Origin of the sequence: Burkholderia sp. IMCC1007, assembly GCF_027257875.1 — a bacterium.
GTDB lineage: Bacteria > Pseudomonadota > Gammaproteobacteria > Burkholderiales > Burkholderiaceae > Burkholderia.
The window spans coordinates 224,623-246,261 of sequence record NZ_JAPVQY010000006.1 but is presented as its reverse complement, the minus strand read 5'-3'; the positions used below and the strand labels follow the sequence as shown (position 1 = coordinate 246,261).

Annotated in this window: 17 protein-coding genes; 6 read left to right on the top strand and 11 right to left on the bottom strand. The window is 69.2% G+C overall.

All coding sequences use genetic code 11. The features are described from left to right. Positions 1-269 precede the first annotated feature (269 nt). A complete protein-coding gene (locus O1Q03_RS08955; RefSeq protein ID WP_269502873.1) occupies positions 270-944 on the top strand; it encodes a phosphohydrolase in 675 nt (224 codons plus the stop codon). A 286-nt stretch (positions 945-1,230) separates the two neighbouring features. On the opposite strand, the gene O1Q03_RS08950 is transcribed toward O1Q03_RS08955, so the two are convergent. The 8 genes from O1Q03_RS08950 to O1Q03_RS08915 all read right to left on the bottom strand — a co-directional run bounded on the left by O1Q03_RS08950 (position 1,231) and on the right by O1Q03_RS08915 (position 10,832). Next, positions 1,231-2,343, bottom strand: a complete 1,113-nt coding sequence (locus O1Q03_RS08950; RefSeq protein WP_269502872.1) for an alkene reductase — start codon at positions 2,341-2,343, stop codon at positions 1,231-1,233. Positions 2,344-2,421: 78 nt separating this feature from the next. Then, positions 2,422-3,639, bottom strand: coding sequence for an MFS transporter (locus O1Q03_RS08945; RefSeq protein ID WP_269502871.1), 1,218 nt, complete (start codon positions 3,637-3,639; stop codon positions 2,422-2,424). A gap of 175 nt (positions 3,640-3,814) precedes the next feature. After that, a complete protein-coding gene (locus O1Q03_RS08940; protein WP_269502870.1) occupies positions 3,815-4,732 on the bottom strand; it encodes a LysR family transcriptional regulator in 918 nt (305 codons plus the stop codon). Positions 4,733-4,829: 97 nt separating this feature from the next. Next, positions 4,830-7,091 (bottom strand): xanthine dehydrogenase family protein molybdopterin-binding subunit, encoded by a 2,262-nt coding sequence (locus O1Q03_RS08935; protein ID WP_269502869.1) that lies wholly within the window; start codon positions 7,089-7,091, stop codon positions 4,830-4,832. Beyond that, positions 7,091-7,591: a (2Fe-2S)-binding protein gene (locus O1Q03_RS08930; protein ID WP_269502868.1), complete on the bottom strand. Its 501-nt coding sequence runs from the start codon at positions 7,589-7,591 to the stop codon at positions 7,091-7,093. Before O1Q03_RS08930 ends, O1Q03_RS08935 begins: the two co-directional genes overlap by 1 nt. Continuing rightward, entirely contained in the window at positions 7,588-8,868 is a 1,281-nt protein-coding gene (locus tag O1Q03_RS08925) for a c-type cytochrome (protein ID WP_269502867.1), read from the bottom strand. Before O1Q03_RS08925 ends, O1Q03_RS08930 begins: the two co-directional genes overlap by 4 nt. Positions 8,869-9,143: 275 nt before the next feature. Then, the gene (locus tag O1Q03_RS08920) at positions 9,144-10,292 is read right to left on the bottom strand and encodes an amidohydrolase family protein (RefSeq protein ID WP_269502866.1); all 1,149 of its coding nucleotides are present in this window, start codon (positions 10,290-10,292) and stop codon (positions 9,144-9,146) included. A 267-nt stretch (positions 10,293-10,559) separates the two neighbouring features. Continuing rightward, a complete protein-coding gene (locus tag O1Q03_RS08915) occupies positions 10,560-10,832 on the bottom strand; it encodes a ubiquitin carboxyl-terminal hydrolase 14 (RefSeq protein ID WP_269502865.1) in 273 nt (90 codons plus the stop codon). A 230-nt stretch (positions 10,833-11,062) separates the two neighbouring features. On the opposite strand from O1Q03_RS08915, the gene O1Q03_RS08910 reads away from it, so the two are divergent. Continuing rightward, complete coding sequence (locus O1Q03_RS08910; protein ID WP_269502864.1) at positions 11,063-12,334, top strand: NAD(P)/FAD-dependent oxidoreductase; 1,272 nt, start codon at positions 11,063-11,065, stop codon at positions 12,332-12,334. 40 nt (positions 12,335-12,374) lie between these two features. Here O1Q03_RS08910 and O1Q03_RS08905 read toward each other — a convergent pair whose 3' ends face one another. Beyond that, positions 12,375-13,811 carry an efflux transporter outer membrane subunit gene (locus O1Q03_RS08905; protein ID WP_269502863.1) on the bottom strand — a complete coding sequence of 479 codons (1,437 nt, stop codon included), beginning with the start codon at positions 13,809-13,811 and terminating at the stop codon, positions 12,375-12,377. Continuing rightward, on the bottom strand, positions 13,808-14,875 hold the full coding sequence (locus O1Q03_RS08900; RefSeq protein ID WP_269502862.1) for an HlyD family secretion protein: 1,068 nt from the start codon (positions 14,873-14,875) through the stop codon (positions 13,808-13,810). The genes O1Q03_RS08905 and O1Q03_RS08900 overlap by 4 nt, the downstream gene beginning before the upstream one ends. A gap of 83 nt (positions 14,876-14,958) precedes the next feature. Between O1Q03_RS08900 and O1Q03_RS08895 the strand changes: the two genes are divergently transcribed. Then, positions 14,959-16,560 (top strand): MFS transporter, encoded by a 1,602-nt coding sequence (locus O1Q03_RS08895; RefSeq protein WP_269502861.1) that lies wholly within the window; start codon positions 14,959-14,961, stop codon positions 16,558-16,560. A gap of 71 nt (positions 16,561-16,631) precedes the next feature. On the opposite strand, the gene O1Q03_RS08890 is transcribed toward O1Q03_RS08895, so the two are convergent. Next, entirely contained in the window at positions 16,632-17,612 is a 981-nt protein-coding gene (locus tag O1Q03_RS08890; protein ID WP_269502860.1) for an alpha/beta fold hydrolase, read from the bottom strand. Between the two features lie 368 nt (positions 17,613-17,980). On the opposite strand from O1Q03_RS08890, the gene O1Q03_RS08885 reads away from it, so the two are divergent. From O1Q03_RS08885 to O1Q03_RS08875, 3 genes are all read left to right on the top strand, one after another. After that, positions 17,981-18,427 carry a DUF3331 domain-containing protein gene (locus O1Q03_RS08885; RefSeq protein ID WP_269502858.1) on the top strand — a complete coding sequence of 149 codons (447 nt, stop codon included), beginning with the start codon at positions 17,981-17,983 and terminating at the stop codon, positions 18,425-18,427. Positions 18,428-18,491: 64 nt separating this feature from the next. Continuing rightward, entirely contained in the window at positions 18,492-19,313 is an 822-nt protein-coding gene (locus O1Q03_RS08880; protein ID WP_269502857.1) for an alpha/beta fold hydrolase, read from the top strand. Between the two features lie 409 nt (positions 19,314-19,722). Continuing rightward, positions 19,723-21,534: a winged helix-turn-helix domain-containing protein gene (locus tag O1Q03_RS08875; RefSeq protein ID WP_269502856.1), complete on the top strand. Its 1,812-nt coding sequence runs from the start codon at positions 19,723-19,725 to the stop codon at positions 21,532-21,534. The last annotated feature ends 105 nt before the right edge of the window (positions 21,535-21,639 follow it).

Below are 21,639 nucleotides of genomic sequence, written 5' to 3'. Positions count from 1 at the left end.
GACGGTCGGCGCGCGACCGCGGCGGGCGCCGCATGCGCGGACGCCGGCAGCGATGCGTGCCGCGCGCGCGGCCGCGAACGTCGCGTCGCACGGCTGCGTTATCCGACGGCGAGCGCGGCGACCGACGGCTGCGACGCGTTCGGGCGCTGCTGCATCGCTTTCTAGCCGGCGCGTAGCGGCGCGAGCTGCGGCGCAGTGGCGGCGCGGTGGCGACTGCGCGCCGGATTGAACGATTTTCCGCCCCGTGCGTGGGGCATGAAGGAGACACGATGAATGCTGCGCACCCGCGCGCTTCGGCCACTGGCGACGAAGTGGCCGGCGTTCGCATTCCGCGCACGCCCGTTGCGGTCGAGGCGGCCGACGCGGCCCGCGCGTCGCTGCCTGCCGCGCTCGCCGATCATGCGGCCCGCGTGTTCGTGTTCGCGTCGCTCGCCGCGCGGCGCGCGGGCGATACGTGCGACGCCGACGCGCTGTACGTCGCCGCGATGTACGCGAACATGGGGCTCAGTCACGCGTATTGCCGTTCGATCGAACGCTACGAACTCGACGGCGCGGATGCCGCGCATGCGTTGCTGCTGCGGCATCGCCGGTCGCGGCGCGTGCGCGACGACGTATGGCATGCGATTGCGCTGCATACGACGCCGGCGGTGGCCGTTCGCGCGTCGCCGCTCGCTCGCGCACTGGCTTGCGCCGTGTCGACGGATTTGATGGCGACCGATTTCGACGCGTACACGGCCGATGAGCGTGCCGCGCTGCTCGCCGCGTATCCGCGCGGCAGCGGCTTTCGCGAAACGTTTCTCGCGACGGTGGCGCGCGGTGTCGAGCATCGGCCGTCGTCGACGTTCGGCACGTGGAGCGCGGACGTGCTCGAACGCGCGGATCCGGATTTTCACCGGCCGAATTTTTGCGGGCGCGTGCTCGGCGCGCGGTGGACCGACGCGTGATGGCGCCGCGCCGGCGCGCGGCGAGTGGCTGCCCAACGGGCCGCACCACTCGCCGCACGACCGGCAGCATGACGGGCAGCACGACCACCAGCACGACCGGCCACACGACCGCCAGCACAACCGCCACCACAACCGCCACCACAACCGCCACCACAACCGCCACCACAACCGCCACCACAACCGCCACCACAACCGCCACCACAACCGCCACCACAACCGCCCACACAATCCGCGATATCGCGCCGCAGCGCCGCGCATCCCGCTCGCTGCGCGGTACGAGCGCCGCTCACGTGTGCGATTGCGCCGCGTCGTGCCGCGCGTAGTCGACGTAGCCCGCCCGATCGCCGCCATACCAGCCGACGGTCTTCGGTTCCGACAGCGGCGCGCGGATTGCGATGCGCTCCACGAGATCCGGGTTCGCGATATACGCACGCGCGAACGCGACGAGATCGGCGTCGCCTGCGTCGATCAGCGCGTTCGCCGCGTCCGGCGAAATGCCGCCGTTGACGATCAGCGTGCCGTGGAACGCCCGCCGCGCCTGCTCGACGATGCGCGGCAGATCGGGCTCGCCGCTCCAGCCGTTGGTGTCGGCCGCGTGCAGATAGGCGACGCCCGCTTCGTCGAGCATCCGGCCGACATACGCATACGTCGCGTCCGGATCGGCGTCGCGCACGTTGTTGTACTTCGCGTACGGCGAGATCCGCACGCCGACGCGGCTCAGCGGCATCACGCCGCCGACCGCATCGACGATTTCCTCGAGAAAGCGCGCGCGGTTCGCGACCGAGCCGCCGTAGCGATCGTCGCGGCGGTTCAGCGTCGACGACAGGAACTGATGCGGCAGGTAGCCGTTGGCGGCATGGATCTCGACGCCGTCGAAACCCGCGGCCATCGCGCGCTCGGCCGCGCGGCGGAATTCAGCGACGGTCGCGACGACTTCGTCGGTCGTCATCGCGCGCGACGGCGTCGCGTGAATCTTCGTGTAGTAGCCGTTCTGCAGTTGCGCCCACACCTGCAGCTGTTCGAGATCGTCGTTCACGCCGGACGGCGACAGCGGCGCGGCGCCGCCGAGCAGCGTCAGCGAGCTGACGCGGCCGCCATGCCACAGCTGCGCGAAGATGCGTCCGCCGTTCGCATGGACGGCATCGGTGACGATCTTCCACGCGGCAGCCTGTGCATCGTCGACGAGCCCCGGCGTCAGCTCGAACGCGGCGGATGCCGGGCTGACGTTGGTCGCCTCGGTCACGATCAGGCCGGCGGACGCGCGCTGCGCGTAGTACTCGGCCATCAGTTCGGTGGGCAGTCCGCGCGACGGTGCGCGCGAGCGCGTCATCGGGCCCATCACGACGCGGTTCGGAAGCGCGAGACCGCGCAGATCGTAGGCACTGAGCAGGGAAGACATGGTGAACTCCTTTCGTTGACGTGGAGCGGGGCGGCGACGCGCCCCGCGAACGATTCGGTTTGACGGGCGATATCGGGTTCAGCCGATCGCGTGACGTTGTGCGTGCGGACGCCCGACGAGCAGGTAGTGAGCGAGCGCGACGATCGGGAATGCGCCGGCCACCGCCGCGACGAGCGGCCAGCCGCCATGCTCGTACAGCGGGCTCGCGAGCGCGGAGCCGACGGCGCCGCCGACGAAGATGCTCGTCATGTACAGCGCGTTCAGCCGGTTGCGGCTTGCCGCGTGCAGCGCGTAGATCTCGCGCTGGCCGAGCACCATGTTCATCTGCACCGCGAAGTCGAGCACGATCCCGGTCACGACGAGCCCGTACAGGCCGGTGCCATGCACGAACCCCACCGCATACGACAGCGCGCCGGCGACGAGCGCGATCAGCGTCGCGCGCACCGTGTGGCCGGCGTCGGCGAGCCGGCCGGCCACCGGCGCCGACGTTGCGCCGATCGCACCGACCAGCGCGAACAGGCCGATCGCCGATTGCGACAACCCGTAGTGACGCGTCAGCTCGACCGGCACGGCGGTCCAGAACAGGCTGAACGACGCGAACATCAGGCCCTGGTAGAGCGCGCGGTGGCGCAATACCGGCATCGTGCGAACGAGATGCAGCAGCGAGCCGATCAGTTCGAAATAGGTCGCGCGATGGTCCGGCTGGCGCGACGGAATCGTCAGCGCGAGCAAGGCCGTCACGAGCGTCATCAGCACGGCGGCGGCCGCGAACACGAAGCGCCAGCCGAACGCGTCGGCCACGACGCTCGACAGCGGGCGCGCCAGCAGGATGCCGAGCAGGAGCCCGCTCATGATCGTGCCGACGACGCGGCCGCGCGAATGATCGGGCGCGAGATGCGCGGCGAGCGGCACGAGGATCTGCACGGCCACCGAGCTGAAGCCGATCAGCAGCGAAATCGCGAGAAAGAGCCCGGGCGTGCGCACGAGCGCCGCCGCCGCGAGGCTCGCGATCGACACGACGGCCGTCACGATCATCAGCTTGCGGTTCTCGAGCAGGTCGCCGAGCGGCACGATGAAGAACAGCCCGAACGCATAGCCGATCTGCGTCAACGACACGATCAGGCTCGCCGTGCCGCCCGACATGTGCAGGCTCGGCGCGATGAGCTCGGTGATCGGCTGCGCGTAATACAGGTTCGCGACGATCGCGCCGCAGCTGAAGGCGAACAGCAGGATCAGCCCCTGCGTGAGTTTGGTGCCGTGCGCGGACGGCGCGAGCGGCGTGGATTCTGCTGACATGGTCGGCTCCTGGAGAAGAGGGAAGTGGGGCACCGTCTCGCCGCACCGGCATCGCATTCACCGGGCGCGATACGGTGCACCGCGTTGCCGTCAATACTATTGATCAACCGATAAAACCGGAAGCGAGCCGCCGCGCAATCGAGCGTTGCGCGGCACGCAAAGGTGCCGCGTTCGTTCAGCAGCGCTTGCCCTGCAGCGTCGGGATCTGCTCGAACAGGCCCGCGAGCCAGTCGACGAACACCTTCAGCTTGACCGGGATGTGGCGATTGGGCGGATACAGCACCGAAATCGGCTTCGGCGGCGCGTTGAAATCGGTCAGCACTTCGCGCAGCCGGCCCGACTTCAGGTAAGGCTCGACGAGGTACAGCGACGTCTTGATCAGGCCGATGCCGGCGACGCCGCACTCGATGTAGTTGTCCGCGTCGTTGACGGCCACCGTGCCGCACATCTGCACGATGCGCGGCTCGCCGTCGACCAGGTAATCCCATGGGCGCGGCCGCCCGGTGTCGGCCGAGATGTGGCTGACCGCGACGTGCTGCGCGAGATCATCGACGGTCTCGGGCTCGCCGCACCGCGCCAAATACGCGGGAGACCCGCACGTGCAGGTGGTCAGGCTGCCGATGCGCTTCGCGATCATCCCCGAATCGTCGAGCGCGCCGATGCGCACCACGCAGTCGACCCCTTCGCCGACGAGGTCGATCTGCCGGTCGGTCACGCCGAGTTCGATCATGATGTCCGGATGGGCGTCGAGAAACGCCGGCAGCGCGGGCACGACGACCTGCTTCGCCATCGCGGGCGGCAGGTTCACCTTCAGCCGCCCGCGCGGCACGTTGCGGGCCTGCGACACCGATGCCTCCATGTCGTCGATCTCGCGCAGCACCGCTACGGAGCGTTCGTAATACGCCTGGCCGTCCTCGGTCAGCGAGATGCGGCGCGTCGTTCGGTTCAGCAGCCGGCAGCCGAGATGCTGCTCGAGCGCGCTCAGCAGCGCGGACACGCGCGGCGTCGTGAGGCCGGTCGTGTCCGACGCGCGCGTGAAGCTGCCGGTTTCGACGATGCGCGTAAACACGCGCATCGAAAGCAAGGTATCCATCGTCGGAAGTTCTCCATCCTGTCGGCTTGCGGCGCCGGTACGTGCCGGCGCCGTCTTGTCAAAAATCGCGTAGTGCGCAGCGTGCGAGACCGAACCGCTATGCGTCGATGCGTTTTCTCAGCGCGTCGCCGGCGAACGGCATTTCGCGCATGCGCTGGCCGGTCGCGTCGAAGATCGCGTTGGCCAGCGCGCCGGCGGTCGGCCCCATCGACGCCTCGGCCGCGCCGAGAAACGGCGCGCCGGGGCGATTGACCAGATGGACCTTCACGCTCTGCGGCGCGGCCGAGAAGCGCAGGATCGGATAGCTGCTCCAGTCGAAGCTGCGAATCCGCTCGGTGTCGTACTTCAGCGCCTCGTACAGCGTCCAGCTCGCGGCCTGCACGATGCCGCCCTCGATCTGGTTGCGGATGCCGTTCGGCGACACGATCTGGCCGGCATCGACGGCCGCTTCCGCGTGCTCGAGCGTCACCTGGCCGGTTTCCGGCACGACCGATACCTCGACCGCGATCGCGACGTACGCCATCAGGTTCTTGTACTTGCCGAACGCGAAGCCGACGCCGCGATTGCGCGCACGCGGCGGCCGCGGCCAGCCGAAGTGCGTCGCGGCGAGCTGGATCACCTGCCGCGCGCGAGGGTCTTCCATGTGACGCAGCCGGAATTCGACCGGATCGACGCCGGCCGCACGCGCGAGCTCGTCCATGAAGCTTTCGATCGCCCAGATGTTGGTATGCGCGCCGAGCGAGCGCATCGCGGACGTCTGCAGCGGCATCGTCGGCGAGAAGTTGTTGACGATGTGCTGGTTCGGCAGCGCATACAGCGGAATCGCGTTGCGGTCGGCGCCGCCCTCCGGTTGCAGCATCGGCGTCGACGGCGCCGGCACGAACGGCGGCTCCAGCATCCGCGCGGGCAGCAGCCGGCCGGCGTTGACGATCCGCTCGTTGTGCGAGCTGCTCCACAACGCGTAGTTCCAGTCGACGATGCGGCCGTTCGCATCGAGCGATGCGCTGATCTCGGTCACCATCGCCGGCGTGAAGTGATCCCACGTGTGTTCCTGTTCGCGCATCCACTGCACGCGAATCGGCTTGCCCGGCATCGCGGCGGCGATCAGCGCCGCGTGCGCGGCCGCGTCGTCCGCCGCGTTGTGTCCGTAGCAGCCCGAGCCCTCGGTGTGAATGCAGCGCACGCTGTCCTTCGGCATCGACAGCATCTCGGCGAGCGCGTCGCGCAGCGGATAGACGCCCTGCGAGTGGGTCCACACCGTCATCATCCCGTTCTCGAGATGCGCGACCGAGCACGACGGCCCGATCGACCCGTGCAGCAGGTAGTGCTTCAGGAACGTCGCGTTGAGCGTCTTCACGGCCGGCGCGGTGGCCGTACGCGTGTTCGCGATCTCGATGCGCTGCGTCGAGATCCGTTTGAGATCCGCGTGAACGGTGCTGCGATCCGGCAGCTTGCGGCCCGGCGACCAGCGGCAGCCGGCTGCGAGCGCGCGCTGCGCGACCACCGCCTGCCACTCGCCCTGCGCGACCACCGCGAGCATGCTGCCGTTGCGCACGATCCGCACGACGCCCGGCAGCTTCAGGATCGCGGCCTCGTCGAACGACAGCAGCTTCGCGTCGTACACCGGCGGCATCACGACGCGCGCGTGCAGCATGCCGGGAAACTGCATGTCCTGCACGTAGCTGACGCCGCCCGTCAACTTGTTCGGGATGTCGACGCGCGGCAGCGACGTGCCGATCACGGCGAACGTCGCCGGGTTCTTCAGCGGCGACGTGGGCGCCGCATTGCGGTGCAGGTCGACCGTGCGGATCGCGTCGCCGTAGGTCATCGTGCGGCCGTCGGGCGCCTTGATCACCGCGTCGGCGGTCGTCAGCGTGCGCGGATCGACGCCGAAGCGCTTCGCCGCGCCTTCCACCAGCAGCGCGCGCACCTGCGCGGCCGCGTTCAGCAGCGCGGAGCCGCTGTCGGCCATCGTGTGACTGCCGGCGGTCAAGCCTTCGTCGGGCGACGCGCCGGTGTCGGCCGTCAGGAACGTGATCAGCGACGGCTTCATGTCGAGTTCCTCGGCGGCCACCTGCAGCAGCGCGGTGCGCACGCCGGTGCCGAGCTCGACCTTGCCGGTAAACACGGTGACCTTGCCGTCGGGCGCGATCTTGATCCACGCGTCGAGCAGCGGATTGGTCTTCAGACTGCCGGCGAGCGCCTGCGTGGCTTTCGCCACGTGCACGGCGGCGCCTTCGTCGGCGATCACGAGCTGCGCGGCCGCGCGCGCGGCCGGCGCGAGGGTGAACGCGACGAACAGCGCGCCGGAGACGATGAAGTGCCGGCGGCCTTCGTCGATGTCGTCGTGGGAGTTCATCACAGTGCCTTGCTGATCATGACGGGAGCGGAAGCGGGTTCCGGCGCCGGCAGCCCGGCGACCGAGCGCACGGCCGCGAGAATCCGCATGTGCGTGCCGCAGCGGCACAGATTGGGTTCCATGTGCGTGCGCAGCTCCTGCTCGGTCGGTTTCGGATTGCGTTCGAGCAGCGCCTGCGCGCGCATGATCATGCCGGCGATGCAGTAACCGCACTGCGCGGCCTGATGCTCGAGAAACGCACGCTGCAGCGGCCCCGGATGGTCGGCGCTGCCGAGGCTCTCGATGGTGCGCACGTTGCGCGCGCCGACCGCGGCCACCGGCATCAGGCACGAGAACGTCGGCTTGCCGTCGACGATCACGGTGCAGGCGCCGCATTGCCCGAGGCCGCAGCCGAACTTCGCGCCATGCAGGTGCAGGTCGTTGCGCAGCGCGTACAGCAGCGGCGTGGACGGATCGATGTCCAGCGTGTGCCGCACGCCGTTGACGGTGAGGGTGATCATCGTGCGGAGTCCTCTTTTCTGAGCTGTGCGGCCATCGCGTCGACGCCCGACCATGCAGGGCGATCGGTATAGGTCTCGCGAACGTACGCGGCGAGATCGGCGATCTGCGCGTCGTCGTACTGGTCGATGAACGACGGCATGTAGTTGAGCGTGTCCTCGCCGTGCCAGCCGATCCCGTTGAACATCATCTGGATCGCGTTGCGCGGCGTGTCCGCGTTCACCGCCGTGCTGAACGAAAGCGTCGGCCGCTCGCCGATCGACTGCATCGGCGCGGCCGGCCCGTGGCACTGCGCGCACGACGCCTGGAACAGCACGGCGCCGCGTTGCGCGGCCGGCGTCGTCGCGGCGCGTTCGACCGGGTTCGCGGCCGCACGTGCGCTCGCCGGCTTCTGAAGCGACAGGATGTACGCGGCGATCGCGTCGACGTCCTCGACCGGCACCGTCGCGAGGTCGCGCGTGACGGGCAGCATCGGCCCGGCCGCCGCGCCATGCTCGCTCGCGCGGCCGGTGCGCAGGTACGTGACGAGCTGCGCCTGCGTCCAGGGCCGCGCGGCCTGGCCGAGCGCATTGAGCGGCGGCGCTTCCCAGCCGTCGACGATGCCGCCGTCGAAGGCGCGGCCGCTGCGTTCGCCGCCGATCGCGTTCAGCGGCGAATGGCACGACGCGCAGTGGCCGAGCCCGTCGACGAGCATCCTGCCGCGGTTCCATTGCGCGGACTGCGCCGGGTCGGGCCGATACGCGCCTTCGTGCAGGAACAGCACGTTCCAGAACGCCACCAGCGGCCGGAAGTTCAGCGGAAATACCAGGTCGTTGGCGGGCGTCGTCGCGCGAACCGGCGTGCGCGTCATCAGGTACGCATAGGCCGCCGCGATGTCGTCGTCCGACATCCGCGTGAAGTGAATATAAGGAAACGCCGGGTAGAGCGGCTGGCCGTTGCGCCCGATGCCGGTGCGCAGTGCACGGGCGAACGCGTCGCGCGACCAGCGGCCGATGCCGGTTTCCGGATCCGGCGTGATGTTGGTCGCGTAGATCGTGCCGAACGGCGTCGCGAGCGGCAGGCCGCCCGCGAACGGCTTGCCGTCCTTCGCGGTGTGGCACACGACGCAGTCGCCCAGCGCGACGACGCGCGCGCCCGCGCGCACCAGCTGCGGATCGAACGATGCGGCGGCGGGCGGATCGATCGGCGCGATCGACGGCCGGACCGTGATGCCGATCGCGACCGCCAGGCCGACGACCGCGATGCCGGCCGCGCCGAACCAGAGTCGTTTGTGCTTCATGTGCGCTCCCCGCGAAGCGGTGCACCGCACGTTGCACGATGCGCGTATCGGCCATCGTGCATCCGCCGGCCGGGCCGCGAACGCGTTGCAGCGCGGCGGTGATTGGCAACAGGATTCAACTCGTCACTCCATCGATCGAAATGGCACGCAGGCGCTTGCCCGTGCGCTCGCTCATGCAGCCAGTCTACGCAGACGTCGGCAGCATTTCCTGAAGCGGGGCTGAAACGTTCTTAACGGCGTTCGGCCCCGGTCCGGGTGCGCGCGGTACGTGGGCGCTAGATCCGCAGCAGCCGGCCCGCATTGCCGCCGAGCACCATCGCGCGCTGGTCGGCGCTGAGGTCCAGCCGATCGAGAAAGCGCACCGGTTGCGCGTAGCCCATGTCGAAGCAATAGTCGCTGCCGAGCACGAGGCGGTCGATACCGACGTTCTCGATCAGGAAGCTCAGCACCGGCCCCGAGTGGGACACCGTGTCGTAGCTGAAGCGCCGCAGATAGCTGCTCGGCTTGTGCGCGAGCCGGCGCGTTTCCGGCCGGGCGGTCCAGCCTGCGTCCAGCCGGCCGACGAGGATCGGCAGCGCGCCACCCGCATGCGGCAGCGTGAAGTGCAGCGCCGGATGGCGATCGAGCACGCCGCCGAGGATCAGGTGGGATCCGGCGATCGCCGTATCGAACGGGTTGCCGAGCAGGTTGCTCAGGTAGAAATCGCCGAGGCGCGCACCGCCGACGGTTTGCTGCGGATGCAGGAACACCGGCAGCCCGAGCTGCTCGATGCGCGCGAACACCGGCGCGAACCGCGGATCGTCGAGGTCGCGGTTGTCGATGTTCGTGCCCATGTACACGCCGCGCACGCCCGGCAGCGCCGCCGCATGCTCGAGTTCGTCGATCGCGTCGGTCGCATCGAGCATCGGCAGCGTCGCGAGTACGACGAAGCGGGTCGGATGCCGCTGGTGCACGCGCGACGCGGCCGTATTCCATGCGCGCGCCAGTTTCGCGTTGAACGGCCGGTCGCCCCAGTACGCCATCGGCACGCTCAGCGACAGCGCCTGCACGTCGACGCCGGAAGCGTCCATGTCCTTGAGCCGCGCATCGACGTCGATGAATTTCATCGGCAGCGGCCCGAGGCCGCCGGCCGGCGTGCGGAACGTGAACGTCGTATCGTCGCACGCGAACGCGCCGCCGAACCGCTTGCCTTCGCCGCCGACCAGATCGCAGAAGCTCTCCGGGTAATAGTGCGCGTGGATGTCGATCGAGCGCGGGCGGTGGGTCGCGAGCGCGGCCGAGGCTGACGAATCGGCCGAGGCGGCCGGCGCGGAAGCCGGTTCCGCGGCCGACGCGGGGCGCGCGGCAATGGCCGCGCCGGCGAGCGCGGCGAATGCGCCGAGCACGCGGCGCCGCCCGGTGGACATGCAGCAGGAGCAGGTCATCGGATTGTCTCCAGGTCGTGATTGTCGTGTTGGCGCGCGCCGTGGCGCGGCAGGATGGCAAGCTCGCCTTCGACGCGCTGCGTGTCGAACAGCACGTCGCGAGGCGGGCATGGCGTACCCATTGTTTATCGATAGATAAGTGATCGTTCGATAAATTCTAGGCGGAAAAGCGGCGCAGCGTAAAGCCGTGATCGAGTCGTGTTAACCCTTGGTCCGGAACCGGCGCGAATCACGTACCGACCGGCGCCGATCGCGCCGCGCGCGGCATCAGGACGGGATTTCGCCGGCGACGACTTCGTCCGCGTAGCACCAGATCCAGCGCTCGCCGGGTTCGATTGAGCGGACGAGCCGGTGTCCGGTTTCGCGGAAATGCCGGCTCGCGTGGCGATTCGGCGACGAATCGCAGCAGCCGACGTGTCCGCAGACCAGGCACATCCGCAAATGGACCCAGCGGCTGCCGGATTTCACGCATTCCTCGCAGTAGTCCTTGTCGGTGTGCAGCACGCGCGCTTCGTCGAGATGGGTGCAGGCGTTGGCCATCCTGGGCTCCGGTGCCGGCGCGGGGAGCAATGCTTGCGGCGCGGCCGGCGCGATGCCGCAAGCGTGACGGATAGCGGCATTGTGCGGCGGCGTGGCGCGGCTGCGGATTAATTGTTCTTAAATCGAGCGTGCAGTGCATGGGTGCAGCGTAGAGTCGCGGGTGCGTCCGGACGTGTTGTGCGTTGTAAAGCCCGGACCGCATCCGACATCGACATTCTCGGGAGGCGCCCATGGTTCAGTTGCAGCACATCCGGATCGTCGGTCTGCCGCACAGCAAGGATGCGTACGCGATCCGCGATTTCCTGCAGCGGCGCATGGTCGCGTACGACTGGTGCGCACTGACGTCCGACGCCGACTGCACACGCGAGCTCGGGATCGCGCCGCTGCGCGACATCCGGCTGCCGGTCGTGATCTTTCCGGACGGCTCGTGCCTGTATCAGCCGACGCTGGCCGAGATCGCCGCGCGGCTCGGCTGGGTCGCGAGGCCGCGCTTCGTCGAGTACGACGTGTCGATCTACGGCGCGGGCCCGGCCGGGCTGTCGGCGGCCGTCTACGCGGCTTCCGAGGGGCTGCGCGCGGTGCTGATCGAGCGCGGCGCGGTGGGCGGGCAGGCCGGCACGAGCTCGCTGATCGAGAACTACATGGGGTTTCCCGACGGCATTCCGGGCGCGGAACTCGCGGAGCGCGCCCGCGAGCAGGCGATGAAGTTCGGCGTCGAGCTGCTGACGATGCGCGAGGGCGTGCATGCGACGTTCGTCGACGGCAAGATCCACGTCGACCTCGCCGATGGATCGGTTCTCGTCGCCCGCTCGAACATCTGCGCGACCGGCATCGAATACCGGAGCCTCGGACTGCCGGAGGAGCCCGCGTTTCTCAATGCCGGGCTGTTTTACGGCGCCGGGTCGAGCGAGGCGCCGATGTGCGCGGGCGAGCAGGTGTTCATCGTCGGCGGCGGCAATTCGGCCGGGCAGGCCGCGATGAATTTCTCGCGGCATGCGTGCGAGGTGACGATGCTCGTGCGCGGCGCGTCGCTCGCCGACACGTTGTCGCGCTATCTGATCGACCGGATCGAGCGCACGCCGAACATCGCGGTCCGCTATCGGTCGACGGTCGGCGCGCTGTACGGCGACGGCTGGCTCGACGCGATCGAGCTGCATTCGGAAGACGGCACGCGCGAACGCGTGCCGGCCACGCGCCTGTTCGTATGCATCGGCGGCGCGCCGAATACCGACTGGGCGAAGGACACCGACATCATCCGCAATCCGGGCGGTTACCTCGTGACCGGCAGCGACCTGTACGACTGTCCGGCGTTCGAGCGCGTATGGCCGCTCGAGCGCCGCCCGTACTACCTCGAAACGAGCGTGCCGGGATCGTTCGCGGCGGGAGACGTCAGGTCGGGCTCGGTCAAGCGCGTCGCGTCGGCAGTCGGCGAAGGCGCGATGGCGGTGACCTTCGTGCACCGGTTTCTCGGCGAGGATGCGCACCGGCTCGCGCCGGCCTGACGCGCGTGCGAGCGCGCGCTGCGCGCGTCGGTTGCCGGATTCACCTGGCGTCGGCCTGCGTCGCATCGCGCAACCCGTCCCGTCCCGCGTGCGTCGGCGGCGTCCACCCGCCGCCCAACGCACGCACGAGACTCACCGTCGCGACGGCCAGCGCCTGTCGGCTGTGAATCCACTGACGCCGCGCATTCAATGCGTCGCGATCGGCGTCGATGACTTCGAGGTAGCTGACGTAACCGTGCGCGTAGCGGCTCAGCGATAGTCGCGCGGCCGCGTCCGTCGCACGCACCGCGTTGTCGTAGCGCAGGATCCGCTCCTTTTGCGCGGCGATGTCGTTGAGCGCATCCTGCACGTCGCGCAATGCGGCGATCGCGGCCGCGCGGTAGTTCGCATCGGCGAGGTCCATCCCGGCCCGCGCGGCGGCCACGGCGGCATCGCGCTTGCCGCCGTCGAACAGCGTGAGCGCCACGTTCGCGCCGAGGCCCCACAGCGAGCTGTTGCGGTCGAGAAACGTGCGCAGGTCGCGCGTCGCGAAGCCGCCGTCGGCGGTCAGCGTCAGGCTCGGCAGCCACGCGGTGCGCGCGATGCCCAGCTCGAGCGATGCCGCGTCGGCGCGCCGGGCCGCCGCGAACACGTCCGGGCGTTGTGCCAGCAGCGCCGACGGTAGCCCGGCCGGCACATCCGGCACGCGTACGGGCACGGCGCGCGTGTCGATGTCGAACGCGGTCGGCGACACGCCGGTCAGCACCGCAATCGCGTCGACGAGGTTCTCGCGCAGCCGCCGGCTCTCCGCGAGATCGGCATGCGCGGTATCGAGATCGGCCGATGCGCGCAGCGCGTCGAGGTCGCTCGCCGCGCCGGCCCGCACGCGTGCGGCGATCACGTCGAGCGCGGTGCGCCGCAGCCCGATCGCGCGCTCGAGCGTCGCGAGATCGTCGTCGACGTAACGCAGCGTCAGGTAATCGGCCGCGACCTCGCTCGCGATCCGCAGCCGGACCGCATCGCGATCGGCCTCGGCCTGCCGCACGTTCTGCGCGCCGATGTCCGCATCGCCGCGCAATCGGCCCCATAGATCGATCTCGTAGCTCGCGGTGACGGGAACCGACCAGTTGTGCATCGTGCGCTTCGGCAGCGCGTTGTCGACCGTGCCGGACACGCGCGAGCGGCTGAACGACGGGTCGATCCGCACGACCGGCGCCAGCGCCGCGTCGCGCATGCCGAGGAGCGCCTGCGCCTGCGCGACGCGCGCGGCCGCCGCGCGGATATCGAGGTTGTGCGCGAGCGCGGCGTCGACGAGGCTGCCGAGCCGCGGGTCGCCGAACCAGGCGGGCCACGCGGCGAGCGACGGCGCACGTTCGTCGGTCGGCGGCGCGGCATGGCGGAACCGGTCGCGTTCGACGGGCACCGGTGCGAGCGGCTGCGGCGCGATCGAGCAAGCGGCCAGCATGCTGGCGGCAAGCACGGCGAATGCGCGCTTCATCGCGATTCGCCGCTGCGTTGCAGCGTGACGACGACCGACAGCCCGGGCCGGATGCGCGGTTCCGCCGCGGCCGGGCCGTCGAGCAGAATTTTCACGGGCACGCGCTGCGTGACTTTCGTGAAATTACCGGTCGCGTTGTCAGGCGGCAGCAGCGCGAACTGCGCGCCCGTCGCCGGCGACAGGCTGTCGATCCGGCCGGTGAATGGGCGCTGCGGCAACGCGTCGAAGCGCAATTGCACGGTGTCGCCGGCGCGCACGTGGCGAAGTTGCGTCTCGCGGAAATTGGCGACGATCCAGGGATGCGGCTCGACCAGCGTGAGCAGCGCCTGGCCGGGCGCCACGTGCTCGCCGGTCTCGACGCTCTTCTTGCCGACGTAGCCGTCCGATGGCGCGACGACCGTCGTGTAGCCGAGCTGCAGCAGTGCGTCGTGCAGCTGAGCATCGGTCTGGCTCGACGCGGCGTCCGCGGCCTGCGCGGCGGCGAGTGCGCTGCGCCGTTGCGCGTCGGCCGCCGCGACGCGTGCGCGCGCGGACTTGCGCGCGGCATCGGCCGCATCGAACTCCTGCCTGGACAGGCCACGCGGCGTCTCGCGCGTCAGTTCGCGCGCGCGGGCGTAGTCGAGCTCGGCCTTTTCGGCGTCGGCGTGCGCCGACACGAGCGTCGCGTCGGCTTGCTCGATCAGCGCGTGTGCGCGACTCGCATCGGCGCGCGCCTGCGCGACGCGTGCGCGCTGCGCGGCGACGCGGACGTCGAAATCGCGCGGGTCGATCCGCACGAGCGCGTCGCCGGCATGCACGAACTGGTTGTCGTCGACGAGCACACGCTCGACCGTGCCGGCCACGCGCGGCGAGATCACGTGCAGGTGGCCGGTCACGTACGCATCGTCGGTGCCGCGATCGCGCGCGTCGAACTCGTACACGAGCAGCGCGACGAGCAGCAGCGCGATCGTGGCGATCGCCGCAATGGCCGTCCGGCGAGCGCGTGCGGGCGATGCGGCCGATGCGGGCGCGACGGGCAGCGCTTGCGAAGCGGCCGGCGGCTTATCGGAAGAGGGGGAGGTCATGGTTGGCAAACTCCATCGTGCGGGCAGGATTCGACGCCCCGCGTTATGCTTGCGCCAGCTTGACAGGCGGGAGCCGCCCGACGATGAATACCACGTTCGCCACCGGTAGTGCCGCCCCGGCGCCGGCTCTCGGCCCGGCGTCGGACATTCCGACGTTTCGGTCGATCGCCGCGATCGCGGCCGTGCTGCTCGGCGCGATCATCGCGACGCTGACGTCGCGCATCACGTCGCTCGGGCTCGCCGACGTGCGCGGCGCGCTCGGCGTCGGCTTCGACGAAGGCGCGTGGATCAACACCGCGTTTACCGCGTCGCAGATGTTCGTCGGGCCGCTGGCGATCGCCGCGGCATTCATGTTCGGTACGCGCCGCGTGCTGGTCGCGGGTGCGGTCGTGTTCCTCGGCGCCGAGAGCGTGCTGCCGCTCTGCACGCAATTCGGCGCGTTCATCGTGTGCCAGGCCGTCGCCGGGCTCGCGTCCGGCGTGTTCGTGCCGCTGACGGTCGGCTTCGTCGTGCGCACGCTGCCGCCGCGGCTGATTCCGTTCGGCATCGCCGCGTATGCGATGAATCTGGAGATGTCGCTGAACCTGTCGGCCACGCTCGAAGGCTGGTACAGCGAACACCTGAGCTGGCGCTGGCTGTTCTGGCAGAACGCGGTGCTGACCGTGCCGTTCATCGCGTGCCTGATGCTGTCGCTCACCGACGAGCCGATCAAGCGCTTTGCGTCCGGCGTCGATGCGCGCGGCATGCTGCTCGGCGCGGGCGGATTCGCGTGCCTGTGCATCGCGCTCGACCAGGGCGAACGGCTGTTCTGGCTGCAGTCGCCGCTGATCGTCGCACTGCTCGCCGCCGGCATCCTGATGGTTGCGGCGTTCCTGATCCACGAGCTCGCGTCGCCGCGCGCGGGCCTCGATCTCGGCTACCTCGCGCGGCCGAACATCGCACTGCTGATCGTGCTCGTCGGTCTCGTGCGCTTCACGGTGCTCAACACGAGCTTCATCCCGTCGCTGTTCCTCGCCAGCACGTACGGCCTTCGGCCGTTGCAGATCGGCGACACGCTGCGCTGGATCGCGATCCCGCAGCTGCTGTTCGCGCCGTGCGTCGCGCTGCTGCTGCAGCGCTTCGATCCGCGCCGGCTGATCGTGGCCGGCTTCGTGATGGTGGCGATCGCGTTCGCGCTCGGATCGCAGCTCACGTCGGCCTGGGCCGAACCCGACTTCATTCCGTCGCAACTGCTGCAGGCCCTCGGCCAGACGATGGCGCTGACGTCCGTCGTCTTCTTCTTCGGCAAGCACGTCACGGCCGAGCATGCGCTGACGTTCGGTGCCGTCGTGCAGACGACGCGCCTGCTGAGCGGGCAGCTCGGCACGACGTCGATCGCGGTGATTCAGCGGATCAGGGAGGGTACCCATTCGAATCTCGTCGGTCTGCATGTGTCGCTGTCGGATCCCGAGACGCTCGAGCGGCTGCGGGCTGGCGCGGCGTCGCTGGTCACGCATGGCGCCACGCTTGCAACCGGCAATCAGGCCGCCTACGCGCTGGTCGACCGTGCGGTGCGGGTGCAGGCGACCACGCTCGCGCTGGCCGACAACTTTCGCATCGCGATGGCTTTCGCGATCGCGGGCGCACTGATCGGCATCCTGCTGCGGCCGGTGCGGGCACCGTCAGTGCAGCACACTGCGGGCTGAAATTTCCTGAAAAGTTCTGAACGGCGCGTCGATCGCGGCGGCGGGCAGCGCCGCCGCGACCGACGGCACGCTTACGCCTGCAGGAACGCGAGCAGCTCGGCGTTGATGCGATCGGCATTGACCACGCACATCCCGTGCGAGCCGCCTTCGATCACCTTCAGCACCGCGTGCTTGACGATCTTCGACGACAGCCGCGCCGAATCGTCGATCGGCACGATCTGGTCGTCGTCGCCGTGCAGCACGAGCGTCGGCACGTCGATCTTCTTCAGATCATCCGTGTAGTCGACTTCGGAAAACTCCTTCACGCACAGATACTGGCCGTGGATGCCGCCCATCATCCCCTGCGACCAGAATGCGTCGATCGTGCCCTGCGACACCTTCGCGTTCGGTCGGTTGAAACCGAAGAACGGCACCGCGAGATCCTTGTAGAACTGCGAACGGTTCTCCGCGACGTTCTTGCGGATGCCGTCGAACACGTCCATCGGCAGGCCGCCCGGATTGGTCGGCGACTTCACCATCTGCGGCGGCACCGCGCCGATCAGCACGGCCTTCGATACGCGCTTCGTGCCGTGGCGGCCGATATAGCGCGCGACTTCGCCGCCGCCGGTCGAGTGGCCGACGAGCGTCGCTTCGCGCACGTCGAGCGCGTCGAGCAGCGCGGCGAGATCGTCCGCGTACGTGTTCATGTCGTTGCCGCGCGACGGCTGGCTCGAACGGCCGTGGCCGCGCCGGTCGTGCGCGATCACGCGATAGCCGTGCTGCACGAGGAACAGCATCTGCGCGTCCCACGCGTCCGCGCACAGCGGCCAGCCGTGCGAGAACACGACCGGGCGGCCGCTGCCCCAGTCCTTGTAGTAGATCTGCGTGCCGTCTTTCGTGGTGATCGTGTTCATCGTATGCGCTCCTGAGTGGGCTGAAGAGGTGCTGCCGGCCGGCGTGCCGGCCGCGGCCGCCATCGCGGGCAGCGCGGCTGCCGCGACGGCGGTTGCGCCGGCAACCAGCATGTCGCGGCGGCGTGCCGACGCTACGCTGTCGGTCTGTACGGGATGCATCTGGACTCCTGAGGTATGCGGCGGTGATGCCGCGCGGGATGGTGAATCGGTGGCGATCGGCCGCGGCCATCCCGCCGGCAGCCGATTCGCTGATGTCGCCGCGCGCCGGCTCATGCGACGTGGACGAACGAATGCCGTCGGAGCGTATCGCGACGCCGCGCGCGCCGTACTGAAATCCGGCTGAATTTTCTTGAATGCCGCGGCGCCGCGAGCGGGAATTGACGCACTGCAGAAGAATTAAGCGCGCGACGGTGACTCTTCAGCGAACGGCGACTATCGTCAGCATCGGGTCACCCGCCGCGCGCTTGCCGCGCCGCGAGCGGGCACGACACGCCCGCACCGCCCGTCACTTGCCTGGATAAGCCGCCATGGACGCCTTCAATCGCTGGGAGCACATGATCACGTTGCTCGGACCGTTGCCCGTCGCGGGCGTCGGCATGCCGCCGATGCCGCCGATGCTGCGCACGCGACAGACGGACGGCGCGCGCAGCCTGCATCGGGACGACGCGCCGATGCCGTCGAGCGGCGACGTGCGCCGCCGCAGCGCGATCGTCGCCGTCGAGCGGCAGACCGATTCGTCGATGCTGGTGTCGTGGAGCGACCCGACGCGCTGCCGCTATGACGAGCAACGCTGGATCAGCGCGAAGGCGCGCGGGCGCGGGCTCGGGCGCTGCGCGCTCACCGGGCAGCCGATCCGGGCCGGCGACGCGATCTACAAACCGCAGTGGCGCGGCGAGAAACGTCCGGCGAACTGCCGCGAGATGATTCTCGCGGCGGCGCTCGAGCAGTTCGTCGCCCGGCAGCCCCGCGCATGACGCGCCGCGCCGCGTGCGTCGGCCGCGTAGGCGCCCGCGGATTCTCTACTCGAAAGGAACCCTCATGAGCACGTTCACCACCCGCGACGGCGTGTCGATTCACTACAAGGACTGGGGCGCGGGACGGCCCGTCGTGTTCATTCACGGCTGGCCGCTGAATGCCGACATGTGGGACGTGCAGATGCATCATCTCGCGTCGCACGGCTTGCGCTGCATCGCGTACGACCGGCGCGGCTTCGGGCGCTCCGGCCAGCCGTGGACCGGCTACGACTACGACACGCTGGCCGACGATCTCGCGACGCTGCTCGAGACGCTGGACCTGCACGACGTGACGCTCGTCGGCTTTTCGATGGGCGGCGGCGAGGTCGCCCGCTACATCGGCCGGCACGGCACGCGCCGGATCGCGAAGGCGGTGCTGATCGGTTCTGTGACGCCGCTCGTCGCGCGACGCGACGACCATCCGGGAGGCGTGGACGTCGCGGTATTCGACGGCATTCGCGCCGGCATCGTCGCTGATCGCGCGGCCTTTCTTGACGGCTTCTGGCCGCTCTTTACCGGGTCGAACCGCGACGGCTCGACGATCTCGCGCGCCGCGCTCGACTGGACGTCGTTCATGGCGCTGCAGGCCGGGCTGAAGGGCACGCTCGATTGCGTTCGCGCGTTTTCCGAGACCGATTTCCGTGCCGACCTGCGCCGATTCGACGTGCCGACGCTCGTGATTCACGGCGACGACGACCAGACGGCGCCGCTCGCGCTGACCGGCGCCGCAACGGCGAAACTTGTCCCGCATGCGACGCTGAGCGTCTACGCAGGCGGCCCGCACGCGCTGTACCTGACGCACGCGACACGGCTGAACGACGAACTGCTGGCGTTCGCACAGACCTGAACGGCCCGGATTTTCTGCCAGGTAAATCGTCCCGTCATGGCCGTAACGGACGTTGGACGGTGCAGCGTATTGCGCATTTACCTCATGCGATCGGCCGGTCTAATCCCGGGAAAATACATCGCACTTCACCGGTCGATAAAACGATACGTCTGACATATCGAAATCGCAGTCACGAACGAATGCGAGATTTGCACATGAAGCGTGCACAGCCGGCTTCTCGTGCCGCATTCTGAGGCGCGCGGCCGGACGACCACTGCACCGCGTCGCGTTTTTTTCCTCATTTCAAAGAATTTGAGCATTTCATTCTGATAATTTGAATCATTCGACCAGGCAAATACCGTAGCATTGATGCTTAATCGGCACCCGATTTCAGCCGGGCGCCGTTGAATGTCACTCAAATGAAATTCTCATGATCCGGATTGGAACACTTCACGTTTTTCTCGACAGACGTGAAATACGTTCGAACGGCAAGCTGCTGCGTATCGGCAGCCGCGCATTCGAAATTCTCGAATTGTTGATTCGGGCGAACGGTGCGCTGGTATCGAAAGACGAGATCATGCAGCGTGTGTGGCCGCACACCGTGGTCGAAGAAAACAACCTGCAGGTGCACATCGCGTCGCTGCGCAAGGCGCTGGCCGGCGACCGAAACCTGATCTTGACGGTGCCGGGCCGCGGCTATCGGCTGCTCACCGGGCAGGAGCACGGCGACGCGCCCGTGCGCCCCGCGATGCTGGGGCCGTCCGCGGTGCCGAGCACGCTGTTCGGCCGCGAACAGACGGTCGCCGACGCGCTCGCCGCGCTGCGCAGCGAGCGCATCGTGACGCTGGTCGGCGCGGGCGGCATCGGCAAGACGCGCGTCGCGATCGAAGCGGCCGCGCGCGCGGCGGCGCGTTTTCCAGAGGGCACGGTATTCGTGTCGCTCGCCACCGTCGCATGTCCGCGCTTCGTGCCGGACGCGCTCGCGGGCGCGTTCGGCATCGCACAGCCGACCGGCTCGCTGACGCTCGACGGCGTGCTTGCCAGCGTCGCGCGTCGCAGGATGCTGCTCGTGCTCGACAATTGCGAACACCTGCTCGACGCCGCGGCGCAGATCGCGAGCGCGCTCACCGATGCGGACGACGGGCTGTGCGTGCTCGCGACGAGCCGCGAGTCGCTGCGCGTTCACGGCGAGCGCGTATGCCCGGTGCCGCCGCTCGACGTACCCGACGAAGGTGCGGCCGGTCACGATGCGATGAGCGCGAGCGCCGTGCAATTGTTCGCGGCGCGCGCCCGCGCGGTCGATCCGCGCTTTCCACTCGACGCGCGCAGCCTGTCGCTGACGGCGTCGGTCTGCCGCCGCCTCGACGGCCTGCCGCTCGCGATCGAGCTGGCGGCCGCCCGTGCCGCCGTGCTCGGCATCGACGTGCTGGCCGCGCATCTCGACGATCACTTTAGACTCCTGACCGGTGGTTTTCGTACCGCGCTTCCGCGTCATCAGACGCTGCAGGCGATGTACGACTGGAGCTACCGGCTGCTCGGCAATGCCGAGCGCCTGCTGTTGCGGTGGCTCGGCGTGTTCCGCGACGGCTTCTCGATCGAGGCCGTGCGCGAGATCGTCGGTCCCAACGGGCTGGCCGGCGTCGACCTGCTCGATACGATCGCCGGCCTCGTATCGAAGTCGCTGCTGATTCTCGACACCGAGCACGGCGCGCCGCGCTACCGGCTGCTGACGACCACGCGCGCGTACGCGCAGCAGCAGCTCGACAGTCACGGCGAAAGTGCGGCCGCCGCACGTGCGCACGCGAACTACTTCCTCAGGTTGTTCCGGCGAGCGCGTCACGGCGCCAGCAAGCCGGAAGGGGAGCCCGGTGGCGCGACGCGGCTGGATGCGGTGCGGCGCGAACTCGGCAACCTGCGTGCCGCGCTCGATTGGGCGTTCTCGCCGCGTGGCGATGCGGCGCTCGGCATCGCGCTTGCGGCCGTCGCGGTGCCTTGCCTGTTCGACCTGTCGCTCGTCGACGAATGCCGCGAACGCGCGCGCGTGGCGCTCGATGCGATGCGCGACGCGGATGCGGACGCGACGGCGGCGTCCGCCGATGCTCGCGTGCGATTGCTCGCCGCGTATGCGGCGGCGCCAGCCCATACGGCCGGATCGACGCAGGCCGTGCAAGACGCATGGTCGGAAGTGCACGCGCTCGCGCTCGATGCGGCCGAGGCCGAGCTGCCGTCGGGCGAGTCGTGACGCTGGTTCGCGCCGCGCGTTGCGGATTTCAGAACGTTTCAGCCCGGCTACAGGACAGCGGCAGGCGGCGCGCGTAGATTCGGTGAACGGAGCGCGCCGGGACCT

What these genes read in the sequence shown, in the direction of transcription:
- O1Q03_RS08915 (WP_269502865.1), bottom strand. Translation starts at nt 10,832, where the DNA reads ATGGCCAACGCCTGCACCCATCTCGACGAAGCGCGCGTGCTGCACACC.
- O1Q03_RS08885 (WP_269502858.1), top strand. Translation starts at nt 17,981, where the DNA reads ATGGACGCCTTCAATCGCTGGGAGCACATGATCACGTTGCTCGGACCG.
- O1Q03_RS08900 (WP_269502862.1), bottom strand. Translation starts at nt 14,875, where the DNA reads ATGACCTCCCCCTCTTCCGATAAGCCGCCGGCCGCTTCGCAAGCGCTG.
- O1Q03_RS08875 (WP_269502856.1), top strand. Translation starts at nt 19,723, where the DNA reads ATGATCCGGATTGGAACACTTCACGTTTTTCTCGACAGACGTGAAATA.
- O1Q03_RS08935 (WP_269502869.1), bottom strand. Translation starts at nt 7,091, where the DNA reads ATGAACTCCCACGACGACATCGACGAAGGCCGCCGGCACTTCATCGTC.
- O1Q03_RS08880 (WP_269502857.1), top strand. Translation starts at nt 18,492, where the DNA reads ATGAGCACGTTCACCACCCGCGACGGCGTGTCGATTCACTACAAGGAC.
- O1Q03_RS08955 (WP_269502873.1), top strand. Translation starts at nt 270, where the DNA reads ATGAATGCTGCGCACCCGCGCGCTTCGGCCACTGGCGACGAAGTGGCC.
- O1Q03_RS08910 (WP_269502864.1), top strand. Translation starts at nt 11,063, where the DNA reads ATGGTTCAGTTGCAGCACATCCGGATCGTCGGTCTGCCGCACAGCAAG.
- O1Q03_RS08895 (WP_269502861.1), top strand. Translation starts at nt 14,959, where the DNA reads ATGAATACCACGTTCGCCACCGGTAGTGCCGCCCCGGCGCCGGCTCTC.
- O1Q03_RS08920 (WP_269502866.1), bottom strand. Translation starts at nt 10,292, where the DNA reads ATGACCTGCTCCTGCTGCATGTCCACCGGGCGGCGCCGCGTGCTCGGC.
- O1Q03_RS08930 (WP_269502868.1), bottom strand. Translation starts at nt 7,591, where the DNA reads ATGATCACCCTCACCGTCAACGGCGTGCGGCACACGCTGGACATCGAT.
- O1Q03_RS08925 (WP_269502867.1), bottom strand. Translation starts at nt 8,868, where the DNA reads ATGAAGCACAAACGACTCTGGTTCGGCGCGGCCGGCATCGCGGTCGTC.
- O1Q03_RS08905 (WP_269502863.1), bottom strand. Translation starts at nt 13,811, where the DNA reads ATGAAGCGCGCATTCGCCGTGCTTGCCGCCAGCATGCTGGCCGCTTGC.
- O1Q03_RS08945 (WP_269502871.1), bottom strand. Translation starts at nt 3,639, where the DNA reads ATGTCAGCAGAATCCACGCCGCTCGCGCCGTCCGCGCACGGCACCAAA.
- O1Q03_RS08950 (WP_269502872.1), bottom strand. Translation starts at nt 2,343, where the DNA reads ATGTCTTCCCTGCTCAGTGCCTACGATCTGCGCGGTCTCGCGCTTCCG.
- O1Q03_RS08940 (WP_269502870.1), bottom strand. Translation starts at nt 4,732, where the DNA reads ATGGATACCTTGCTTTCGATGCGCGTGTTTACGCGCATCGTCGAAACC.
- O1Q03_RS08890 (WP_269502860.1), bottom strand. Translation starts at nt 17,612, where the DNA reads ATGCATCCCGTACAGACCGACAGCGTAGCGTCGGCACGCCGCCGCGAC.